Origin of the sequence: Aquabacterium humicola (assembly GCF_030167915.1) — a bacterium.
In the GTDB taxonomy this organism is placed as follows: Bacteria; Pseudomonadota; Gammaproteobacteria; order Burkholderiales; family Burkholderiaceae_C; genus Pseudaquabacterium; species Pseudaquabacterium humicola.
Map to the genome: position 1 here is coordinate 266179 of NZ_JARGNB010000008.1, position 17015 is coordinate 283193.

At 71.8% G+C, this 17015-nt stretch carries 13 protein-coding genes and 1 riboswitch; of the genes, 4 read left to right on the forward strand and 9 right to left on the reverse strand.

Features of this window, described 5'->3' with window-relative positions:
* Positions 1–14 precede the first annotated feature (14 nt).
* On the forward strand, positions 15–1862 hold the full coding sequence (locus P1K89_RS28165; protein ID WP_284619856.1) for a DUF885 domain-containing protein: 1848 nt from the start codon (positions 15–17) through the stop codon (positions 1860–1862).
* Here P1K89_RS28165 and P1K89_RS28170 read toward each other — a convergent pair.
* A complete protein-coding gene (locus P1K89_RS28170) occupies positions 1819–2739 on the reverse strand; it encodes a LysR family transcriptional regulator (protein ID WP_284619857.1) in 921 nt (306 codons plus the stop codon). The two genes, P1K89_RS28165 and P1K89_RS28170, sit on opposite strands and share 44 nt — an antisense overlap.
* Before the next feature lie 58 nt (positions 2740–2797).
* The gene (locus P1K89_RS28175) at positions 2798–3706 is read right to left on the reverse strand and encodes a LysR family transcriptional regulator (RefSeq protein WP_284619858.1); all 909 of its coding nucleotides are present in this window, start codon (positions 3704–3706) and stop codon (positions 2798–2800) included.
* Positions 3707–3791: 85 nt separating this feature from the next.
* Here P1K89_RS28175 and ggt point away from each other — a divergent pair, with 85 nt between their 5' ends.
* Positions 3792–5627, forward strand: a complete 1836-nt coding sequence (gene ggt / locus P1K89_RS28180; RefSeq protein ID WP_284619859.1) for a gamma-glutamyltransferase — start codon at positions 3792–3794, stop codon at positions 5625–5627.
* A gap of 74 nt (positions 5628–5701) precedes the next feature.
* On the opposite strand, the gene P1K89_RS28185 is transcribed toward ggt, so the two are convergent.
* The 5 genes from P1K89_RS28185 to P1K89_RS28205 all read right to left on the reverse strand — a co-directional run bounded on the left by P1K89_RS28185 (position 5702) and on the right by P1K89_RS28205 (position 12409).
* On the reverse strand, positions 5702–5887 hold the full coding sequence (locus P1K89_RS28185; protein WP_284619860.1) for a hypothetical protein: 186 nt from the start codon (positions 5885–5887) through the stop codon (positions 5702–5704).
* Between the two features lie 146 nt (positions 5888–6033).
* A complete protein-coding gene (locus P1K89_RS28190; RefSeq protein ID WP_284619861.1) occupies positions 6034–9198 on the reverse strand; it encodes a DUF2135 domain-containing protein in 3165 nt (1054 codons plus the stop codon).
* Positions 9199–9696: 498 nt separating this feature from the next.
* Positions 9697–10563: a methylenetetrahydrofolate reductase [NAD(P)H] gene (metF, locus tag P1K89_RS28195; protein ID WP_439898042.1), complete on the reverse strand. Its 867-nt coding sequence runs from the start codon at positions 10561–10563 to the stop codon at positions 9697–9699.
* Positions 10563–12014 (reverse strand): adenosylhomocysteinase, encoded by a 1452-nt coding sequence (gene ahcY / locus P1K89_RS28200; RefSeq protein WP_284619863.1) that lies wholly within the window; start codon positions 12012–12014, stop codon positions 10563–10565. The genes metF and ahcY overlap by 1 nt, the downstream gene beginning before the upstream one ends.
* Positions 12015–12091: 77 nt before the next feature.
* Positions 12092–12177: riboswitch (S-adenosyl-L-homocysteine riboswitch) on the reverse strand.
* A gap of 16 nt (positions 12178–12193) precedes the next feature.
* On the reverse strand, positions 12194–12409 hold the full coding sequence (locus P1K89_RS28205) for a hypothetical protein (protein WP_284619864.1): 216 nt from the start codon (positions 12407–12409) through the stop codon (positions 12194–12196).
* A gap of 159 nt (positions 12410–12568) precedes the next feature.
* On the opposite strand from P1K89_RS28205, the gene P1K89_RS28210 reads away from it, so the two are divergent.
* On the forward strand, positions 12569–13357 hold the full coding sequence (locus tag P1K89_RS28210; RefSeq protein ID WP_284619865.1) for an HAD-IIB family hydrolase: 789 nt from the start codon (positions 12569–12571) through the stop codon (positions 13355–13357).
* A gap of 1 nt (position 13358) precedes the next feature.
* Here the strand turns inward: P1K89_RS28210 and P1K89_RS28215 are convergent, their stop codons facing one another.
* Positions 13359–14453: a DNA glycosylase AlkZ-like family protein gene (locus P1K89_RS28215; protein WP_284619866.1), complete on the reverse strand. Its 1095-nt coding sequence runs from the start codon at positions 14451–14453 to the stop codon at positions 13359–13361.
* A gap of 113 nt (positions 14454–14566) precedes the next feature.
* On the opposite strand from P1K89_RS28215, the gene P1K89_RS28220 reads away from it, so the two are divergent.
* Positions 14567–16117, forward strand: coding sequence for a methyl-accepting chemotaxis protein (locus P1K89_RS28220; protein WP_284619867.1), 1551 nt, complete (start codon positions 14567–14569; stop codon positions 16115–16117).
* 164 nt (positions 16118–16281) lie between these two features.
* On the opposite strand, the gene P1K89_RS28225 is transcribed toward P1K89_RS28220, so the two are convergent.
* Positions 16282–17013 (reverse strand): site-2 protease family protein, encoded by a 732-nt coding sequence (locus P1K89_RS28225; RefSeq protein ID WP_284619868.1) that lies wholly within the window; start codon positions 17011–17013, stop codon positions 16282–16284.
* Positions 17014–17015 lie beyond the last annotated feature (2 nt).

The following is a 17015-nucleotide window of genomic DNA, read 5'->3' on the forward strand; positions in this document are numbered from 1 at the left end:
AAGGGAGAAAACAGATGATCACCCCGCGGGCCCTGACGGCCATCGCGGCGGCGGCGCTGCTCGCGGCCGCCCCGCTGCAGGCGGCCAGCGCCGAACCGCCGCCCGACCGCGCGCTGGCCGCGCTCTTCGAGCGGGCCCACCAGTGGCAGCTGCAGGACGACCCCGAGAGCGCCACCTACGTCGGCGACCGCCGCTTCGACGATCGCCTGACCGAGCGCACGCCAGCCGCGCACGCACGGCGCCGCCTGCATTACCAGGGATTGCTGGCCGAGCTGCGGCGCTTCGATGCGCGGCGCCTCAATGCGCAGGACCGGCTGTCGCGCGCGCTGATGATCGAGGACCTCGAGCTCGGCCAGCGCATCGACGCGCTGTACGGCCCGCTGCCGTTCTCGGGCCTGGGCGGCTGGCAGTTCGTCGGCCCGACGAGCGGCCCGCAGCACGACCTGCCGTCGCTGGCCAAGGCCAGCCGCTTCGAGACCGTGGCGGACTACGAGCGGTATCTCAAGCGCCTGGCGCTGGTGCCGCGATCGCTCGACGAGCAGGTGGCGATGTTGCGCATCGGCATGCGCAGCGGCTGGCTGCCGGCGGCCGAGGCGATGAGCCGGGTGCCGGCGCAGTTCGACCCGTTCACCACCGGTGCGCTCGACGCCGACCCGCTGTTCGCGCCGTTCAGGGACTTCGCGGCGGCGATCCCGGCGGCCGAGCGCACTCGGCTCGAAGCGGCGGCGCGCACCGTTTTCGCCGAACGTGTGCGGCCCGCCTTCGTCGCCTTCCGCCGCTTCGTCGAGCAGGAGTACCTGCCCGCGTGCCGCCAGACGCTGGCGGCGTCGCAGCTGCCTGCCGGCATGGCGTACTACGAGCTCGCGGTGCGCGAGCACTCGACGACGACGCTGACAGCCCGCCAGGTGCACGACACCGGCCTGGCCGAGGTCGCCCGAATCGGCCGCGAGATGGATGCGCTGGTGCGGCAGCTGGGCGGCCGCGGCCCGCGCGCCGAGTTCATGGCCGGCCTGCGCGCCGACGAGCGCTTCCGCTTCAAGAGCGGCGACGAGATGCTGCGCGCCTACCGCGACATCGCCAAGCGCGTCGACGCCGAGCTGCCCCGGCTCTTCGCCGAGCTGCCGCGCCTGCCCTACGGCATCCGGGCGATGGAGGCCTACCACGGCGACGCGTCGGAGTTCTACACCTCGGGTGCGCTGGACGGCAGCCGCGCCGGCTTCTTCGAGGCCAACGTCACCAGCCTGGCCACGCGCCAGACCTACGACATCGAGAACACGCTGCTGCACGAGGCGGTGCCCGGCCACCACCTGCAGACGGCCCGGGCGCAGGAGATCCGCGGCCTGCCCAAGTTCCGGCGCACCGGCTGGTACGTCGCCTACGGCGAAGGCTGGGCGCTCTACGCCGAGACGCTGGGGCCGGCGCTGGGCCTGTACAAGGACCCGTACTCGCGCCTGGGCGCCTGGAGCGCCGAGATGCTGCGCGCCTGCCGCCTGGTGGTCGACACCGGGCTGCATGCCTTCGGCTGGAGCCGCGAACGCGCGATCCGCTACCTCGTCGACGAGGCCGGCCTGCACGAGGCCTACGCGGCGAGCGAGGTCGATCGCTACCTGCTGCAGCCGGGCCAGGCGCTGGGCTACAAGCTCGGCGAGCTGAAGATCCAGGCGCTGCGGAAGCAGGCGGAAACCACGCTCGGCGAGCGCTTCGACCTGCGGCGGTTCCACAACGCGCTGCTCGACGACGGGCCGCTGCCGCTGACCCTGCTGCAGCGGCGCATCGAGGAGTGGATTGCGGGCGAAAGCCGCGCCGCGAAGAACGACGTCAGGAGCGGCGCGTCTTCGACTGCTCGCGCGCGAGGTCGATGAACTCCTGCGCCGCCGGCTTCAGCCCCGAGCCGCGGCGCCAGACCAGGCCGACGTCGACCGTCGGCACCTCGTCGCGCAGCCGCCGCGCCTCGACATGCTCGGCGTCCAGCGTCCACGGCCGGTACAGGAAGTCCGGCAGCACCGCGATGCCGGCGCCGGCGCCCACCAGCGAGCGCACCGCCTCCAGCGAGCTGGTGCGCAGCAGCGCGCGCGGCTTCAGCTGGTGGCGGGCCCAGACGCGGGCCATCAGCTCGTCGATGCGGTCGGCCTCCAGCACCACCTGGTCGTGCAGCGCGCAGTCGGCGAGCGCGATCTCCTCCTGCTCGGCCAGCGCGTGGTTGGCCGGCAGCCAGACGCGGTTCGCGCTGCGCGTCAGCACTTCCACCACCAGCGCCTGCGGCTCGCCCAGCGCGCTGCTGACCATGATCGCGACATCGACCTCGCCGTTGATCAGCAGGTGCTCGAGGAAGGGCGGCGTCTCCTCGGTCACCAGCACCTGCACGCCGGGCGCGACACGGCGGAAGCGGCTCAGCAGCTCGCTGAGGTAATAACCCGCGACCAGACTGGTGACGCCGATCGCCAGCGTGCCGCTGAGGGCGCCGCTGGCCTGCTCGGCATGCAGCCGCACCGCGTCGGCAACCGCGCCGATCACCTTGCGCGCGCTGGCCAGGAAGCGGTGGCCCTGCGGGGTCAGCGTCATGCCCTTGGAGCTGCGCACGAACAGCGCGCTGCCGAGCTCGTCCTCCAGCTCGCCCAGGCTCTTGGTCAACGCGCTCTGGGCGATCGCCAGCATGCGGGAGGCGGCGGCGACGGAGCCGCTCTCGGCCACGGCGACGAAGTAGCGGAACTGGCGCAGCGTGACGTGGCGCTGGTTCACCGGCCCCGACCTCCGCGCTGCGCGCTGCCGAATGAGCCCTTCGGGCGGCCTGGCGTGCTCATGTCCGGCTCGCGAACCACGCCGCCAGCGCGTCCACCAGCACCTTCACGCGGTGCGGCGTGAAGCGGTGGCTCGGCAGCACCGCATACAAGGGCGCCGCCTCGCCGTCGAAGCCGTCGAACAGGCGCGTCATCTCCCCGCGCTTCACCGGTTCGTGCAGGTCGACCTCGGACAGGTAGACGATGCCGCGCCCCTGCCGCGCCCATTGCAGCGCCACCGCCGCGTTGTCGCAGGCCAGCCGTCCGTGGACCGGCACATCGAAGGGCTCGCACCCCTGCGCGCGCGGCGTGAAGCGCCAGCGGTCGAGCCGGCGGCCGCGCAGGCGGCCGATGATGCAGTCGAGCTCGGACAGCTCGGCCGGGTGCCCCGGCGTGCCCTGCCGCGACAGGAACTCGGGGCTGGCGAAGGCCTGGCGATGCGCCGGCGCGAGCAGCCGCGCGGCGAGCGTCGAGTCGGGCAGCGGGCCGTTGCGCAGCGCGAGGTCGACGCCGTCCTTCACCAGGTCCAGCCAGGAGTCGCTGACCTGCAGGTCGATCTCCAGCTTCGGATGCAGCGCGGCGAACTCGCCGAGCCAGCCGGCCAGCAGGCGCTGCGACATCGCGCTCGACGCGGTGATATGGATGGTGCCGGCCAGCTCACCGCGTTCGCCGCGCACCTTGGCCTGGCCCTCGGCGACGAGGTCGAGCGCGCGCCGGGCATGGTCGACCATCACCTCGCCTTCGGCGGTCGGTCGCAGCGAGCGCGTCGTGCGGTCGAAGAGCCGCGCGCCGAGCGCGCTCTCCAGCCGCTTCATCGCCGCCGAGACCGCCGCGGTGCTCAGGCCGCAGCGCCGGCCGGCGGCGGTCAGGCTGCCGGTGTCGGCGGTGGCCAGCAGCACGCGCAGGTCGTCGAGATTGTCAAATTCCATCGAAGAGTCTTTTGGCGCCGCTGCGATTGTGATCGGCCGCCGGGCTGCCTAGAGTGCCGCGCTGCTGCCACTCGATGTCCATCCGATGACCACGACCGATCGCCGCCTGCGGGACCGCCTGACCGTCCGCCTCGTGCCCACCGCGCTCGCCGCGCTGCTCGCCGCCTGCGCCAGCGCGCCCGCGGGCTTCCGCTACCAGCCGCCGGCCGACGAAGCGGCGAAGGTCGAGAAGTACGTCGCGCCCGAAGCCGCCAGCGGCTACACCGAAAAGCCGGGCTGGTCGACGAAGCGCTTCGCGGTCGCCGCGGCGAATCCGCTGGCCACCGATGCCGGCTACCAGGTGCTGAAGGCCGGCGGCTCGGCGGTCGACGCGGCAATCGCCGTGCAGATGGTGCTGACGCTGGTGGAGCCGCAATCCAGCGGCATCGGCGGCGGCGCCTTCGTGCTGCACTGGAACGGCCAGGCGGTCGAGGCCTACGACGGCCGCGAGACCGCGCCGGCCGCCGCCGACGAGAAGCTGTTCCTGAAGGCCGACGGCAAGCCGATGACGTTCCACGAAGGCGTGGTCGGCGGCCGCTCGGTGGGCACGCCGGGCACCCTGCGCGTGCTGCAGATGGCGCACCAGCAGCACGGCAAGCTGCCGTGGGCCCAGCTCTTCCAGCCGGCGATCGTGCTGGCCGAGCAGGGCTTCAAGGTGAGCCCGCGGCTGCACACGCTGCTCAAGGGCGAGAAGTTCCTGAAGCTCGACCCGACCGCCGCCGCCTACTTCTACCAGGCCGACGGCGAGCCCCATCCAGTGGGCACCGTGCTGAAGAACCCGGCCCTGGCCGCTGTGCTGCGCGCGGTGGCCGCGCAGGGGCCGGATGCGTTCTACCGCGGCGAGGTGGCGCGCGACATCGTCGCCAAGGTGCGCGGCCATGCGACGAACCCGGGCACCCTCAGCGAAGCCGACCTCGCCGCCTACCAGCCGAAGAAGCGCGAGTCGATGTGCAGCGACTGGCAGCGCTACCGGCTCTGCGGCTTCCCGCCGCCGTCGTCGGGCCACATCGCGATCATGCAGATGCTGGGCATGCTGGAGCAGGCGCCGGCCCAGGGCCCGGCGCTGGAGAACGGCCTGCCGAGCGCCGACCTGCTGCACCGCTACACCGAAGCCGCCCGCCTGGCCTTCGCCGACCGCGCGATGTACCTGGGCGACCCCGACTTCGTCGCGCCGCCGGCCGGCGACTGGCGCAGCCTCATCGCCCCCGAGTACCTGAAGCAGCGCGCGGCGCTGATCGGCGCGCAGTCGATGAAGGTGGCGCAGCCGGGCACGCCGGGCGGCGCGAAGCTCGCGCAGGCCGCGATGCCCGAGCAGGTCGAGTACGGCACCTCGCACATCTCGATCGTCGACGGCGACGGCCGCGCGATCGCGATGACCACGACCATCGAGGACCAGTTCGGCGCGCGCCAGATGGTGCGCGGCTTCCTGCTGAACAACGAGCTGACCGACTTCTCGTTCGCGCCGGCGGACGCGCAAGGCAAGCCGATCGCCAACCGCGTGCAGCCCGGCAAGCGCCCGCGGTCGAGCATGAGCCCGACGCTGGTCTTCGACAAGGCGAGCGGGCAGCTGCTGATGAGCGCCGGTTCGCCGGGCGGCGCGCTGATCATCCACTACACCGCGAAGACGCTGCTCGGCACGCTGGCCTGGGGCCTGAACGCGCAGCAGGCGATCAGCCTGCCGAACTTCGGCTCGACCAACGGCCCGACCCTGCTGGAGGAGAAGCGCTTCCCGGCGGCGACGGTGGAGGCGCTGAAGGCGCGCGGCCACGAGGTGCGCGAGACGGCGATGACCAGCGGACTGCAGGCGATCCAGCGGATGCCGGCCGGCGGCCTCTTCGGCGGCGCCGATCCGCGGCGCGAGGGCATCGTCGCCGGCGACTGATCGGACTCGTCAAGGCGCCTGAAATGCAAAAGCCCCGCGATGCGGGGCTTTGTCGTTGGGGACGGCCGGCCCGGTCAGCTCAGCGCGATGCGCTTGCCGACGATCACGACGGTGAAGGTCGCCGGCGTCTCGACGCGCGCCAGCTCGGGGTTGGTCGCGGCGCTGTGCGATGCCAGGCTGTTCAGGCTGGCCAGCGTGGCCAGCGTCACCAGCGCGGCGAAACCGAAGGCGGTGGCTTGGGTGCTGATCTGCTTGAACATGGTGGGCTCCGTCTGCTTTCGTGGGGTGTGGCGTCTTGCGATGGAGTGGACTGTAGGCAGCGGCCTCGTCACGCGACAGCGGGTTGCGATGAACCGCATCGGCGCGCGGACGAAGCGGCCGCGGCGCCGATGGATGTCATCGCCGTTCAGTCCTGGAAGGCGCCGACGCGGAATTCGCCGACCCGCACGTCCTCGCCGCTGCCGGACAGGCGCAGCATCACGCGCTGCTCCTTCTCGGCCGCGGTGCCGAAGCCGGTGACCAGGCGCAGCATCAGCGTGGTCGCCGGCGCCAGCACCTGCTGGCGGTGGCCGTAGAAGCGGGCTCGCACGCTGTAGACGCCGGGCTTGGGCGAGCGCAGCGCGAACTCCTCGGGACCGTAGCCGCCGGTGAAGTCGGCGGACATGCGGCCGCCCTGGCGCGTGCGCGGCCGGCCGTAGAAGGCTTCCTCGCCATCGGGGTCGACCACGTGCAGGTCGATGTCGGTGTTGTCGGCATCCCAGCCGAGCACGACGCGCAGGCCGAGTGGCATGTGCACCAGCAGGCGCGGGTCCATCGCCGCGGTGTCCACCGGCTTGCCGGCGCGCGCGGCCTTGGCGACCAGCGCGTTGAGCTCGGTGACCGCCGTCAGGTCGATGTCCGGGAAGCGGCCCTGCAGGTTGCCGCGGTGCGTCGCGGCCTGCCACAGCGCGTCGGCGGCGCCTTGCCAGCGCTGCGCATCGGCCAGCGCGAGACCCAGGTCGCGGCTGGATTGCGGCTCGTGCGGCGCGATCGCCAGCACGCGCTCGAACACCGGCACCGCCAGCTCGGCCCGCTCGGCCTGCAGCAGCCGGTAGCCCAGGATGCGCAGCAGCGAACGGTTCTCCAGTTCCATCTCGGCCAGGTTCGACAGCACGCGCACGCCGAGCGCCGCGTCGCCCTGCTGGAAGAACAGGTCCGCGGCATCGAGGAAGAACGCGGTGCTCTTCAGGTGCTGCGGGCGTTCGTCGAGGTAGACCGCATAACGCTCTTTCGGCGCGGCCGCGCGCAGGCGGCGGGCCGAGGGCGTATCGGGCTGCCAGCGGGCCAGGGCGATGGCGGCCGGCGCGGCTTCGCCGCCGGCCGGGGCCTGGCGGGCGTCGGCCGTTGCATTGGCCGCGCCCCGCAAGGCCGGCGCTGCGGCCAGGGCCGACGGCATCGCCATCGGCGCCGGCGGCGCGACCGGTGCCACCGCAGCGGCCTGCGCGACCGGCGCGGCCGGCGCGGCCGGGCGCGCCGCTTCGGCGCTCTTGGCCGCCTCCCGCGGGCCGGCCGCGGCCGCGAGATCGCGCCGGGCCTCGGCCCGTTCCTGCAACGCGCCGATGGCAGCCGTCGCGGTGTCGGCCTCGCGCTTGCGCGCGATCGCCGGGTCGTCCTTCGGGAAGCTCGTCGCCCACCAGCTCTGGCGCTCGCGGAAGCGCCGCACCAGGTGCTCGATCTGGTCGCGCTGCTGGCGCTGCTCGCCGGCGATCACCGTCGTGCGCTGCTGGTGCCAGGCGGTGCGCAGCGGGCCGGCCGGCGGCTCGATGCCGTGGCGCACGTAGTCGGCCAGGTTGTCGAGCACGATCAGCGAGGTCTCCGGCGTCGCCAGCCCGAAGCGCTGGCCGATGCGCTGGATCTCGCGCTGGTGCAGCTTCGGCTGCCCGGCCAAGGCGTCGAGCTTCAGCGTCGCCCAGCGCAGCGCGGGCAGCGGCGGGCTCGAATCGTCGTCCGGCAGCGCGGTGCCCGGCGGCACGCCGACCGGCGGCAGCGTCGCGGCGCCGGTGTCGGCCGCGGCCGACCAGCGCACGCGCTGCACGTCGACGCCGCGGCCGGGCAGCTCGAAGCGCGCTTCGAGCACGCCTTCGGCCGCGTGCGCGATGCCGGCCACGGCGAGCCGGCCGTGTTCGGCCGTGCGCGACGCGGCCACCCATTGCGCGCCGTCGCGGCTGCGCAGCTCGATCAGCCGCGGCAGCTCGTGCGCGATGCGATGCGCGGCCCGCGGCGCCGGCAGCGACAGCAGGTCCAGCACCGCGCCGCCTTGCGGCTCGACGGCGGCCCGCAGCGCGGCCGGCGCGCTGCCGATGGCCGACTGCAGCACGAAGGCCGGCAGGCCGAACACCGGCGGCGTCGGTGCGCCGAAGGTCGACTGGCCGTCGCTGAAGACGAGCGCGAGGTCGGCCGATCCGGCGGCCAGGTTGATCGCGCCCAGCTGCGTCGCGCCGTCGAAGGGTTCGGCCTCGATCGCCTGGCGCAGCGCGGTCCAGTCGCCGCCGCGCACGCTGAAGGCGCGCGCCGGCTCCAGCCGGTCGCGCAGCACGTGCAGCTGCACCTGCACCGATGGCCAACGCGCAAAGACAGCGTCCAGCAGCGCCCATTCGGCCGCGCGCTGGCGCTGGGCGCCGGAGCCCGATGCATCCCAGACCAGCGCGATGCGCTTCGGCGCCGCGCGCGGGCGTTCGATCGCCGGCACCGGCAGCTCGGCATAGACGAAATGCTGGCCGTCGAAGGCCGCCGCCTGCACCGGCGCCGCGGCCGGCGCGGCGTAGCGCAGCTGCAGCTCGACCGGCTGCTTCAGCGCACGCGGCGCGATCAGCAGCCGCGTGCCGCCGGGCGCGCCGGCGTCGACCTGCAGCGTGCCGGCCGGCAGCCCGTGGGCGATCGCCTTCAGCCCCGCGCGGTCGACGCCCGCGAGCTTCAGCGACAGCTCGGCGCGCGCCGCGCCGCCGTCGAATCCGAAGGGCAGGCGCAGCTCGTTGGCCGTGCCCGGCGGCAGCGCCTGCACCAGGTCCATCACCACCGTGCGCTGGCCGTTCGGCGGCAGCGGGTAGACGCGCAGCTTGTACTGGTTGCCGGCGGTGGCTTCGAGCAGCGCCGGGTCGATGCGGCCGCGAATGGTGTCCTCGAAGACCTGCAGGCCCTTGGCCTTCTCGACCGGCACCGCGCGGCGCAGCTGGCCGTCGATGTCCAGCGAGAAACCGGAGACCACCGCGCCGTCGGGCAGCGGGAACTGCAGCTCGCCTTCGAGCACGCGCGGGTTCGGGTTGTGGAACTGCAAGGTCAGCCGCGTCAGCACCGAGCGGCCGATGACCTCGGTGTCCTGGCGGTAATGGCGCAGCTCGATCGGCTGGCCGGCACCGGCCGGCACGACGAAGCGCGGCAGTGCCAGCGGGGGTGGTGTCGCCACCTTGGGCTGCGGCGGCGTCAACGCCTGCGCGAGCGGTACGGCGGCGATCGAGAGCGCAGCGAGCGCGGCGCGCGCGAGGCCGCGGCGGGTGAGGGCAATGAACGCAGGGATTCGGTGGGGGTCGGGCATGGTGGTCTCCTCGTCGGATACACCTTGCACGGCCGGCCGGGCCGAACGGGGTTAGCCCGCGATGCTGGTCGCTTCGACTGTTCTCGGCCCGTTGCGGGCGTTCGTGCTGAGACCTTGCGTGCTTGCACCGAGCGCGCCAAGGCCACTGGGTGCCCGGCTCCGCTCATGTCCCCCGGGCCGTGCGCCGCCGATACGCCTCAGGCCGCATCCCGGCCGGCCCTCCTCCTTGACTTCGCTACGCCGGGCACCCAGCGCCCTTGGCTCATGCGACACCGTGGCGTGCGATCCCTTGCCAGGGCGGAGCGGATCAGGACGGCGGGGCGCTCTGTGGAGCGAAGTCAAGGAGGAGGGCCGGCCGGATTTCCGCCATGGCGTCACAGCGCAGCCCGGCCCGGAGGACATGAGCGGAACAGAGCGCCCCGCCGGCCTGATCTTCCACGGTGCATGCATGCGGCACGTGGCGACCGTCCGCGACGGGGCGAGAACGGCAGTACGGGGTCAGTCCACCTTCGTCGTGCCGAAGCCCAGCCGCCGCCCGATCTCCAGCGTCAGCGCAGACTGGTTCAGCGCATAGAAGTGGATGCCCGGCGCGCCGCCGGCGATCAGGCGCTCGCACAGCTTCGTGACGACGTCGAGCCCGAAGGCGCGGATCGATGCGGCGTCGTCCATGAAGCCTTCCATCTTCAGCGCCACCCAACGCGGGATCTCGATGCCGTCCCGCGCCGCGAACTGCGCCACGCGCGAGAAGTTGTGGAACGGCATCACGCCCGGCACGATCGGCACGTCCACGCCCATCGCCCGCACTTCGTCGACGAAGTGGAAGTAGGCGTCCGGGTTGAAGAAAAACTGCGTGATCGCCGAGTTCGCGCCGGCCCGCACCTTGTCGGCGAAGTGCTGCAGGTCGCGCCGCGCGTAGCGCTGCTCCGGGTGGTACTCGGGGTAGGCGGCGACTTCGATCAGCCAGTCGGGCCCTTGCGTCTCGCGGATGAATCGGATCAGCTCCGCGGCATAGCGGAACTCGCCGGCGACGGCCGTGCCCGAGGGCAGGTCGCCGCGCAGCGCAACGAGGCGGCGGATGCCCTGCGCGCGGTAGGTGCGCAGGATCTCCGCGATGCCCTCGCGCGTCGAGCCGACGCAGGACAGGTGCGGCGCGGCCTCGAAGCCGGCTGCGGCAATGTCGCGCACGGTGGCCAGCGTCTTCTCGCGCGTCGAGCCGCCGGCGCCGTAGGTGACGCTGAAGAACTCCGGCTTCAGCACCGAGAGCTCCTGCACCACCGTCTTCAGCTTCTCGCTGCCGACGGGGGTGTTCGGAGGGAAGAACTCGATGCTGACGGGCAAGTCGGGATGAGCGTTGCCCATGGCCATCAGTACCGGTAGGTGTCGGGCTTGTACGGGCCCTGCTTGGGCACGCCGATGTAGTCGGCCTGCTCGTCGGAGAGCTCGGTCAGCTGCGCGTTCAGCGTCTTCAGCTGCAGGCGGGCGACCTTCTCGTCCAGGTGCTTGGGCAGCACGTAGACCTTGCCCTGCTCGTAGTAGTCGCTGTGCGTAAAGAGCTCGATCTGCGCGATGGTCTGGTTCGCGAAGCTCGACGACATCACGTAGCTCGGGTGGCCGGTGGCGCAGCCCAGGTTCACCAGGCGGCCCTTGGCGAGCATGATGATGCGCTTGCCCGGCTTGCCGTCGGTACCGGGGAAGATGATGTGGTCGACCTGCGGCTTGATCTCTTCCCACGTGTACTTCTCGACCGACGCGATGTCGATCTCGTTGTCGAAGTGGCCGATGTTGCAGACGATCGCGTTGTGCTTCATCGCGGCCATGTGGTCGTGCGTGATCACGCCCTTGTTGCCGGTGGCGGTGACGAAGATGTCGGCCTTGTCGGCCGCGTAGTCCATCGTCACGACGCGGAAGCCTTCCATCGCCGCCTGCAGCGCGTTGATCGGGTCGATCTCGGTGACCCACACCTGCGCCGACAGCGAGCGCAGCGCCTGCGCCGAGCCCTTGCCGACGTCGCCATAACCGGCGACCACGGCGATCTTGCCGGCGATCATCACGTCGGTGGCGCGTTTGATGCCGTCGACCAGCGACTCGCGGCAGCCGTACAGGTTGTCGAACTTGCTCTTGGTGACCGAGTCGTTGACGTTGATCGCGCGGAACTTCAGCGTGCCCTTGGCCGACATCTCCTTCAGGCGGTGCACGCCGGTGGTCGTCTCCTCGGTCACGCCGATGATCTGCGCGCTCTTGCGGCTGTACCAGGTGGCGTCGACGGCCAGCTTGGCCTTGATCGCGGCGAACAGCTCGCGCTCTTCCTCGCTGCCGGGGTTGGCCAGCAGCGACGCATCCTTCTCGGCGCGCTGGCCCAGGTGCATCAGCAGCGTCGCGTCGCCGCCGTCGTCGAGGATCATGTTCGGGCCTTCGCCCGCCTCGCCCTTCGAGGCGAAGTCGAAGATGCGGTGCGTGTAGTCCCAGTAGTCCTTCAGGCTCTCGCCCTTGTACGCGAACACCGGGGTGCCCTTGGCGACCAGCGCCGCGGCGGCGTGGTCCTGCGTCGAGAAGATGTTGCACGAGGCCCAGCGCACCTCGGCGCCCAGCGCCTGCAGCGTCTCGACCAGCACGGCGGTCTGGATCGTCATGTGCAGGCTGCCGGTGATGCGCGCGCCTTTCAGCGGCTGCGCGGCGGCGTATTCCGAGCGGATGGCCATCAGCGCGGGCATCTCGCTCTCGGCGATGTTGATTTCCTTGCGGCCCCAGTCGGCGAGCGAGAGGTCGGCGATCGCGTACTGGTCGGTGTGCAACGGCTTCAGGACGGCAGCATTCATGGGTCTAACTCCAGCGGTTGAAAGCCGCAGCGACCTGATGGCAAGGGGTTCTGAAATTTCACCCACCCACGGCCGTTGCGGGGTGAGCGCCGTTGCACGTGAACGTGGTTTCGAGCCTGGGGCCGACGCCGGGTCGGTCGGCCTTGCAACGCTCCTCGAAACGGAGGCGGATTCTACGACTACAGCTGGCGGATCTGCGCCAGTTCGGACGGCAGCGAATCGGACCAGCGGACGAAATACGCGAACAACTCCGCCGCCTTGATGGCGACCTCGTCGTCGCTGGCCCGCACCCGCTCGATCAGCAGACGGGTCGGCAGGTGGCCGGTCGACAACGGCACCTGCCGGCTGGCGGCCAGGCGCATCCAGCAGGCATCGGTCAACGGGGGAATGTGCATCTCGGCAACCTCACGAGTGCGTCCGGCAGATGTTGCAATTTATCAATTTTATCGATAGTAATGTTGCATCGGTGTCGCGGGTTTGTGAAGGCGGTGTCAATCAGCGTGGGAGACTGCACGCCGATGAGTGCTCCAAACCCTCCCTCCGCGCGCCGGGACATGCAGCCGCTCGCCGGGCTCGACGCGGCGTCGCTGCACCGCGTGCGCGGCGTGCTGACGGATGTCGACGACACGCTGACGCGCGACGGCGCGATCGAGCCGGCAGCGCTCGCCGCGCTGCAGGCGCTGCACGACGCCGGCCTGCCCGTGATCGCGATCACCGGACGCCCCGCCGGCTGGAGCGAGCCCTTCGCGCTGGCCTGGCCGGTGGCGGCGATCGTCGCCGAGAACGGCGGCGTGATGCTGCGCCGCGAAGCCGACGGCACGCTGCGCCGCGACTTCACCACCGACGAGCCGACCCGCGAGCAGCAGGCCCGGCGCCTGGCCGCGTGCGCCGCCGCGGTGCTGGCCGAGCTGCCCGGCACCCAGCTGGCGCAGGACAGTGCCGGCCGCCTGACCGACATTGCGATCGACCACAGCGAGTTCACGACCCTCGACGATCCGACGATCGCGCGCGTCGTCGAGATCATGCGCCGCCACGGCCTGACGGCCACCGTCAGCTCGATCCACGTCAACGGCTGGATCGGCGACCACAGCAAGTGGACCGCGGCGCATTGGGCCGTCGAAACCGCGCTGGGGCGCCCCTTCGATCCGGCCGAATGGCTCTTTGTCGGCGACTCGACCAACGACCAGCTGATGTTCGAGCGCCTGCCGCTGACGGTGGGCGTCGCGAACATCGCGCGCTTCCTGCCGCAGCTGCAGGTGCGGCCCGCCTACGTGACCCTGGCCGAGCGCGGCGAAGGTTTCGCGGAGGTGGCGGCGGCGCTGCTGGCGGCCTGCGGCCGCTGAATCACGCGTCGTCGCCGAGCGCCAGGAAGGCTTCCATGCGCTGCAGCTCGTCGTCGAGCGCGCGCCGGAACGCCGCATCGCGCGGCGCACGGCCGTCGACGTAGCCGAGCTCGCGGTGCAGCCGCCCCTCGCGCAGCGCCAGGTTGCCCCAGCCGATCACCCGGTCGTGCCACAGCAGCGGCAGCGCGTAGTAGCCGCGCACCCGCTTCGGCGCCGGCGTGTAGGCCTCGAAGCGGTAGGCCCAGCCCCACAGCAGCTCGAAGCGGCGGCGGTCCCAGACGATCGGGTCGAAGGGCGCCAGCAGCCGCACCTCGTCATCGGGCGCGTGGCGCTTCGACGCCGGGTTCTCGTCGGCCGGCCAGTACCAGGTGGTGCCGTCGACGGTGGCCGAGGCCAGCCGGTCGCGCAGGCGCCTCAGCACTGCCGCACGCTGGTCGCGCCACTGCGGCGCGCCGCTGCCCAGGTGGCTCATCAGCTGGCCGAGCGTCGCCGCCGGCAGCGGCGCGTACTTGCCGACGATGACGTCGGCCAGCGCGTCGAGCGCGGCGTCGCGCTCCACCGTCGTCTCGTCCGCCGGCCGCGCGGCATACAGCCGCACGCCGCCATCGCGCCGCGCGACCCGCAGCAGGCCGCGGTAGTGCATCGCGTCCAGCAGCTGCGTGCTGGCGTTGCTGGAGCCGCCGAACCAGTTCTTGACCTTGCCGTGCGCGAAGTGCGCATCGACGTCGCGCGGGTGCACGATGCCGCGCTCGCGCACGAAGGCCAGCACCTCCGCCGCCTGGCGCTCGCGCTGCGCAGGCCATGGCTGGCGCGGCGTGCGCGGATGCATCAGCGCGTGGATCGCGCGCGGCAGGAAGCCGTAGTTGACGAAGAAGTCCTCCTCGATGCGCAGCCGCGGGTAGCGGCGCTCGAGCTCGCCGGCGCGGTAGTCGGCGACGCGGTGGCGCAGGGTCAGGTCCTGCGCGCGGGCCGGCGCGCGGATCGGGTCGGCCTGCACGAAACCCAGGCGCTCGATCGCGCGCGGCAGGGTGGTGGGCTTGAACAGCGTGCGGGCGACGGCGTGGCGGCGCAAGGCATCCAGGGTCAGGGCAGGCATCGGTAACGGTCGTGGCGAAGTGCGGAAGTGCGGCGGGAATCAGGACTTGATCGGCTCAAGGCCGGAGGCCGGCCGGCCGATAGTCCGATCCATCTGCCCCGGAGTGTGCCGCGATGGTTCCTGCTCGTTCTTCCTTCGGTCTCGGCGCCCGCCTGTGGTGCGCCGTCGGCATTGGCATGCTGGTGCTGGCCGCGCTGTTCGGCGCCGCCGCGTGGCGCATCACCGACGTGCAGCAGCGCAGCACGGCCGAGCTGGGCCTGGCCGACGCCAAGGTGCGCGGCGCGACCGAGTGGGCCAGCCTCACCGATACCAACGTCGCGCGCATGACCGGCTCGACGCTGGGCTACAACCCCGAGCTGATCGAAGCCTTCAAGGCGCCGATCGCGAGCTCGTTCGCGCGCATCGACAAGATCCGCGAGGCCATCGGCAAGATGCCGCAGAACGCGCAGGAGAAGAAGCACATCGCGCAGCTCGACGCCGAACGCACCGCGCTGGTGGCCGCGCAGGCCGAGGCGATGCGCTTCGCCGAGTCGGGCGACATGCAGATGGCCAAGGCCGAGTTCGACAAGCGCTTCAACCCGGCCGCGCAGGCGTACCTGAAGTCGGTGCAGGCCTACGCGGCGATGCAGCAGGCCGAGGCGAAACAGCTGTCCGAACGTTTCGCGGCTGAACGCGACGCTGCGCTGAAGGCCACCGGCATCGGGCTGGCCGTGGTGATGCTGGTGATCGCCTTCGGCGCGCGGCAGCTGATCCGCTCGATCCACAAGCCGCTGCACCAGGCGGTGTCGGTCGCGCGGCGCATCGCCGGCGGCGACCTGACGGCGGCGGTCGAGGTCGACCGCGGCGACGAGTTCGGCGACCTGCAGCGCTCGCTCGGCGAGATGTCGGCGGCGCTGGCCACGCTGGTCGGCCAGGTGCGCGACACCACCGACGGCGTCGCCGCCGCGTCGCTGCAGATCGCCAGCGGCAGCCAGGACCTGTCGGACCGCACCGAGCGGGCCGCGGCGTGGCTGCAGCGCACCGCGGGCGCGATGGAGGAACTGACCGGCACGGTGCAGCAGTCGGCCGAGGCCGCGCGCAGCGCCGACGAGCTGACGCGCGAGGCCACCGCCGCCGCGCAGCGCGGCGGCCGGGTGGTCGGCGACGTGGTGTCGAACATGAACCAGATCGCCGCGACCGCGCGCCAGATCTCGACCATCATCGGCGTGATCGACGGCATCTCGTTCCAGACCAACATCCTGGCGCTGAACGCCGCGGTCGAAGCCGCTCGCGCCGGCGAGCAGGGCCGCGGGTTCGCGGTGGTGGCCGGCGAGGTGCGCTCGCTGGCGCAGAACAGCGCCAAGGCCGCGCGCGAGATCAAGGCGCTGATCGGCGCATCGCTGGACACGGTGGAGTCGGGCACCAAGCTCGTCGAAGCCGCCGGCAGCAGCATGAACGAGATCGTCGCGTCGATCGCGCGTGTCAACGACACGATGGCGCGCATCACCAGCTCCACCGCCAGCCAGCGCGACGGCCTGGGCCAGGTCAACGACGCCGTGCACCAGCTCGACGACGTAACGCAGCAGAACGCCGCGCTGGTCGAGGAATCGAGCGCCGCCGCGCGCACGATGAGCGAGCGCGCGAAGGAGCTGTCGGACAAGGTGCACGTGTTCCGCGTCGGTTAGGAGTCTGGTCGGCTTCGCCGCCCGACTCCTAACCCTGCGGGTTCACCGTTCCGCTCCCCCGAGCCCCCTCCATGAAGGGGCTCCAGCTCGAAGGACCGCTCCCTCCAGCCTCCCTCCAGGAGGGAGGCTCCAGTCAGTCTGACGAGCGGCCTGCGGCCGGCGTGCTAGCGACCCATGGTCGCCCGGATCGCCTGCAGCTTGTCGTGGGCCTCGCCCATCATCATCGCCAGGAAGCCGGCGAGCACCAGGTAGATGAGCGCGTACTCCCACTTCTTCGCGGTCGGCACCGCGTAGTAGGTCTTCGCCTCCTCGCTGTCCGAGCGGTACTTCAGCGCCTTCCATACCTGCGGCGCGGCGATCAGCGCCATCAGCAGCAGCATCGGGCTCGGCCGCCAGAGGAACAGCGCGCCGAGGATCGGCACGCCCAGCAGCCAGATGCGCGGGCTCAGCACCGCGGTGATGCGGCCGCCGTCGAAGGGCGACAGCGGGATCAGGTTGAACAGGTTCAGGAAGAAGCCGGCGTAGGCGGCGGCCATCAGCCACGGGGCGTCCCAGGCATTGCCGAGCCACCAGGCGCCGAGCGCACCCACCGCGCCGAGCAGCGGGCCGCCGAGGCCGACGAAGGCCTCGGTTTCGGCATCGTGCGGCATCTGCTTCATTTCGATCCACGCGCCGACGAAGGGGATGAAGGTCGGCAGGCCGACCGGCAGCCCGCGCTGGCGCGCCGCGATGTAGTGGCCCATCTCGTGGATGAACAGCAGCGCGATGAAGCCGGCCGCGTAGCGCCAGCCGAAGATGAACGCGTAGACCACCAGCGACAGCAGCATCGTGCCGCCGGAGGTCAGCAGCTTGCCGAACTTCGCGCCCGACAGCAGCAGTGCAAGCAGCTTCAGCATCT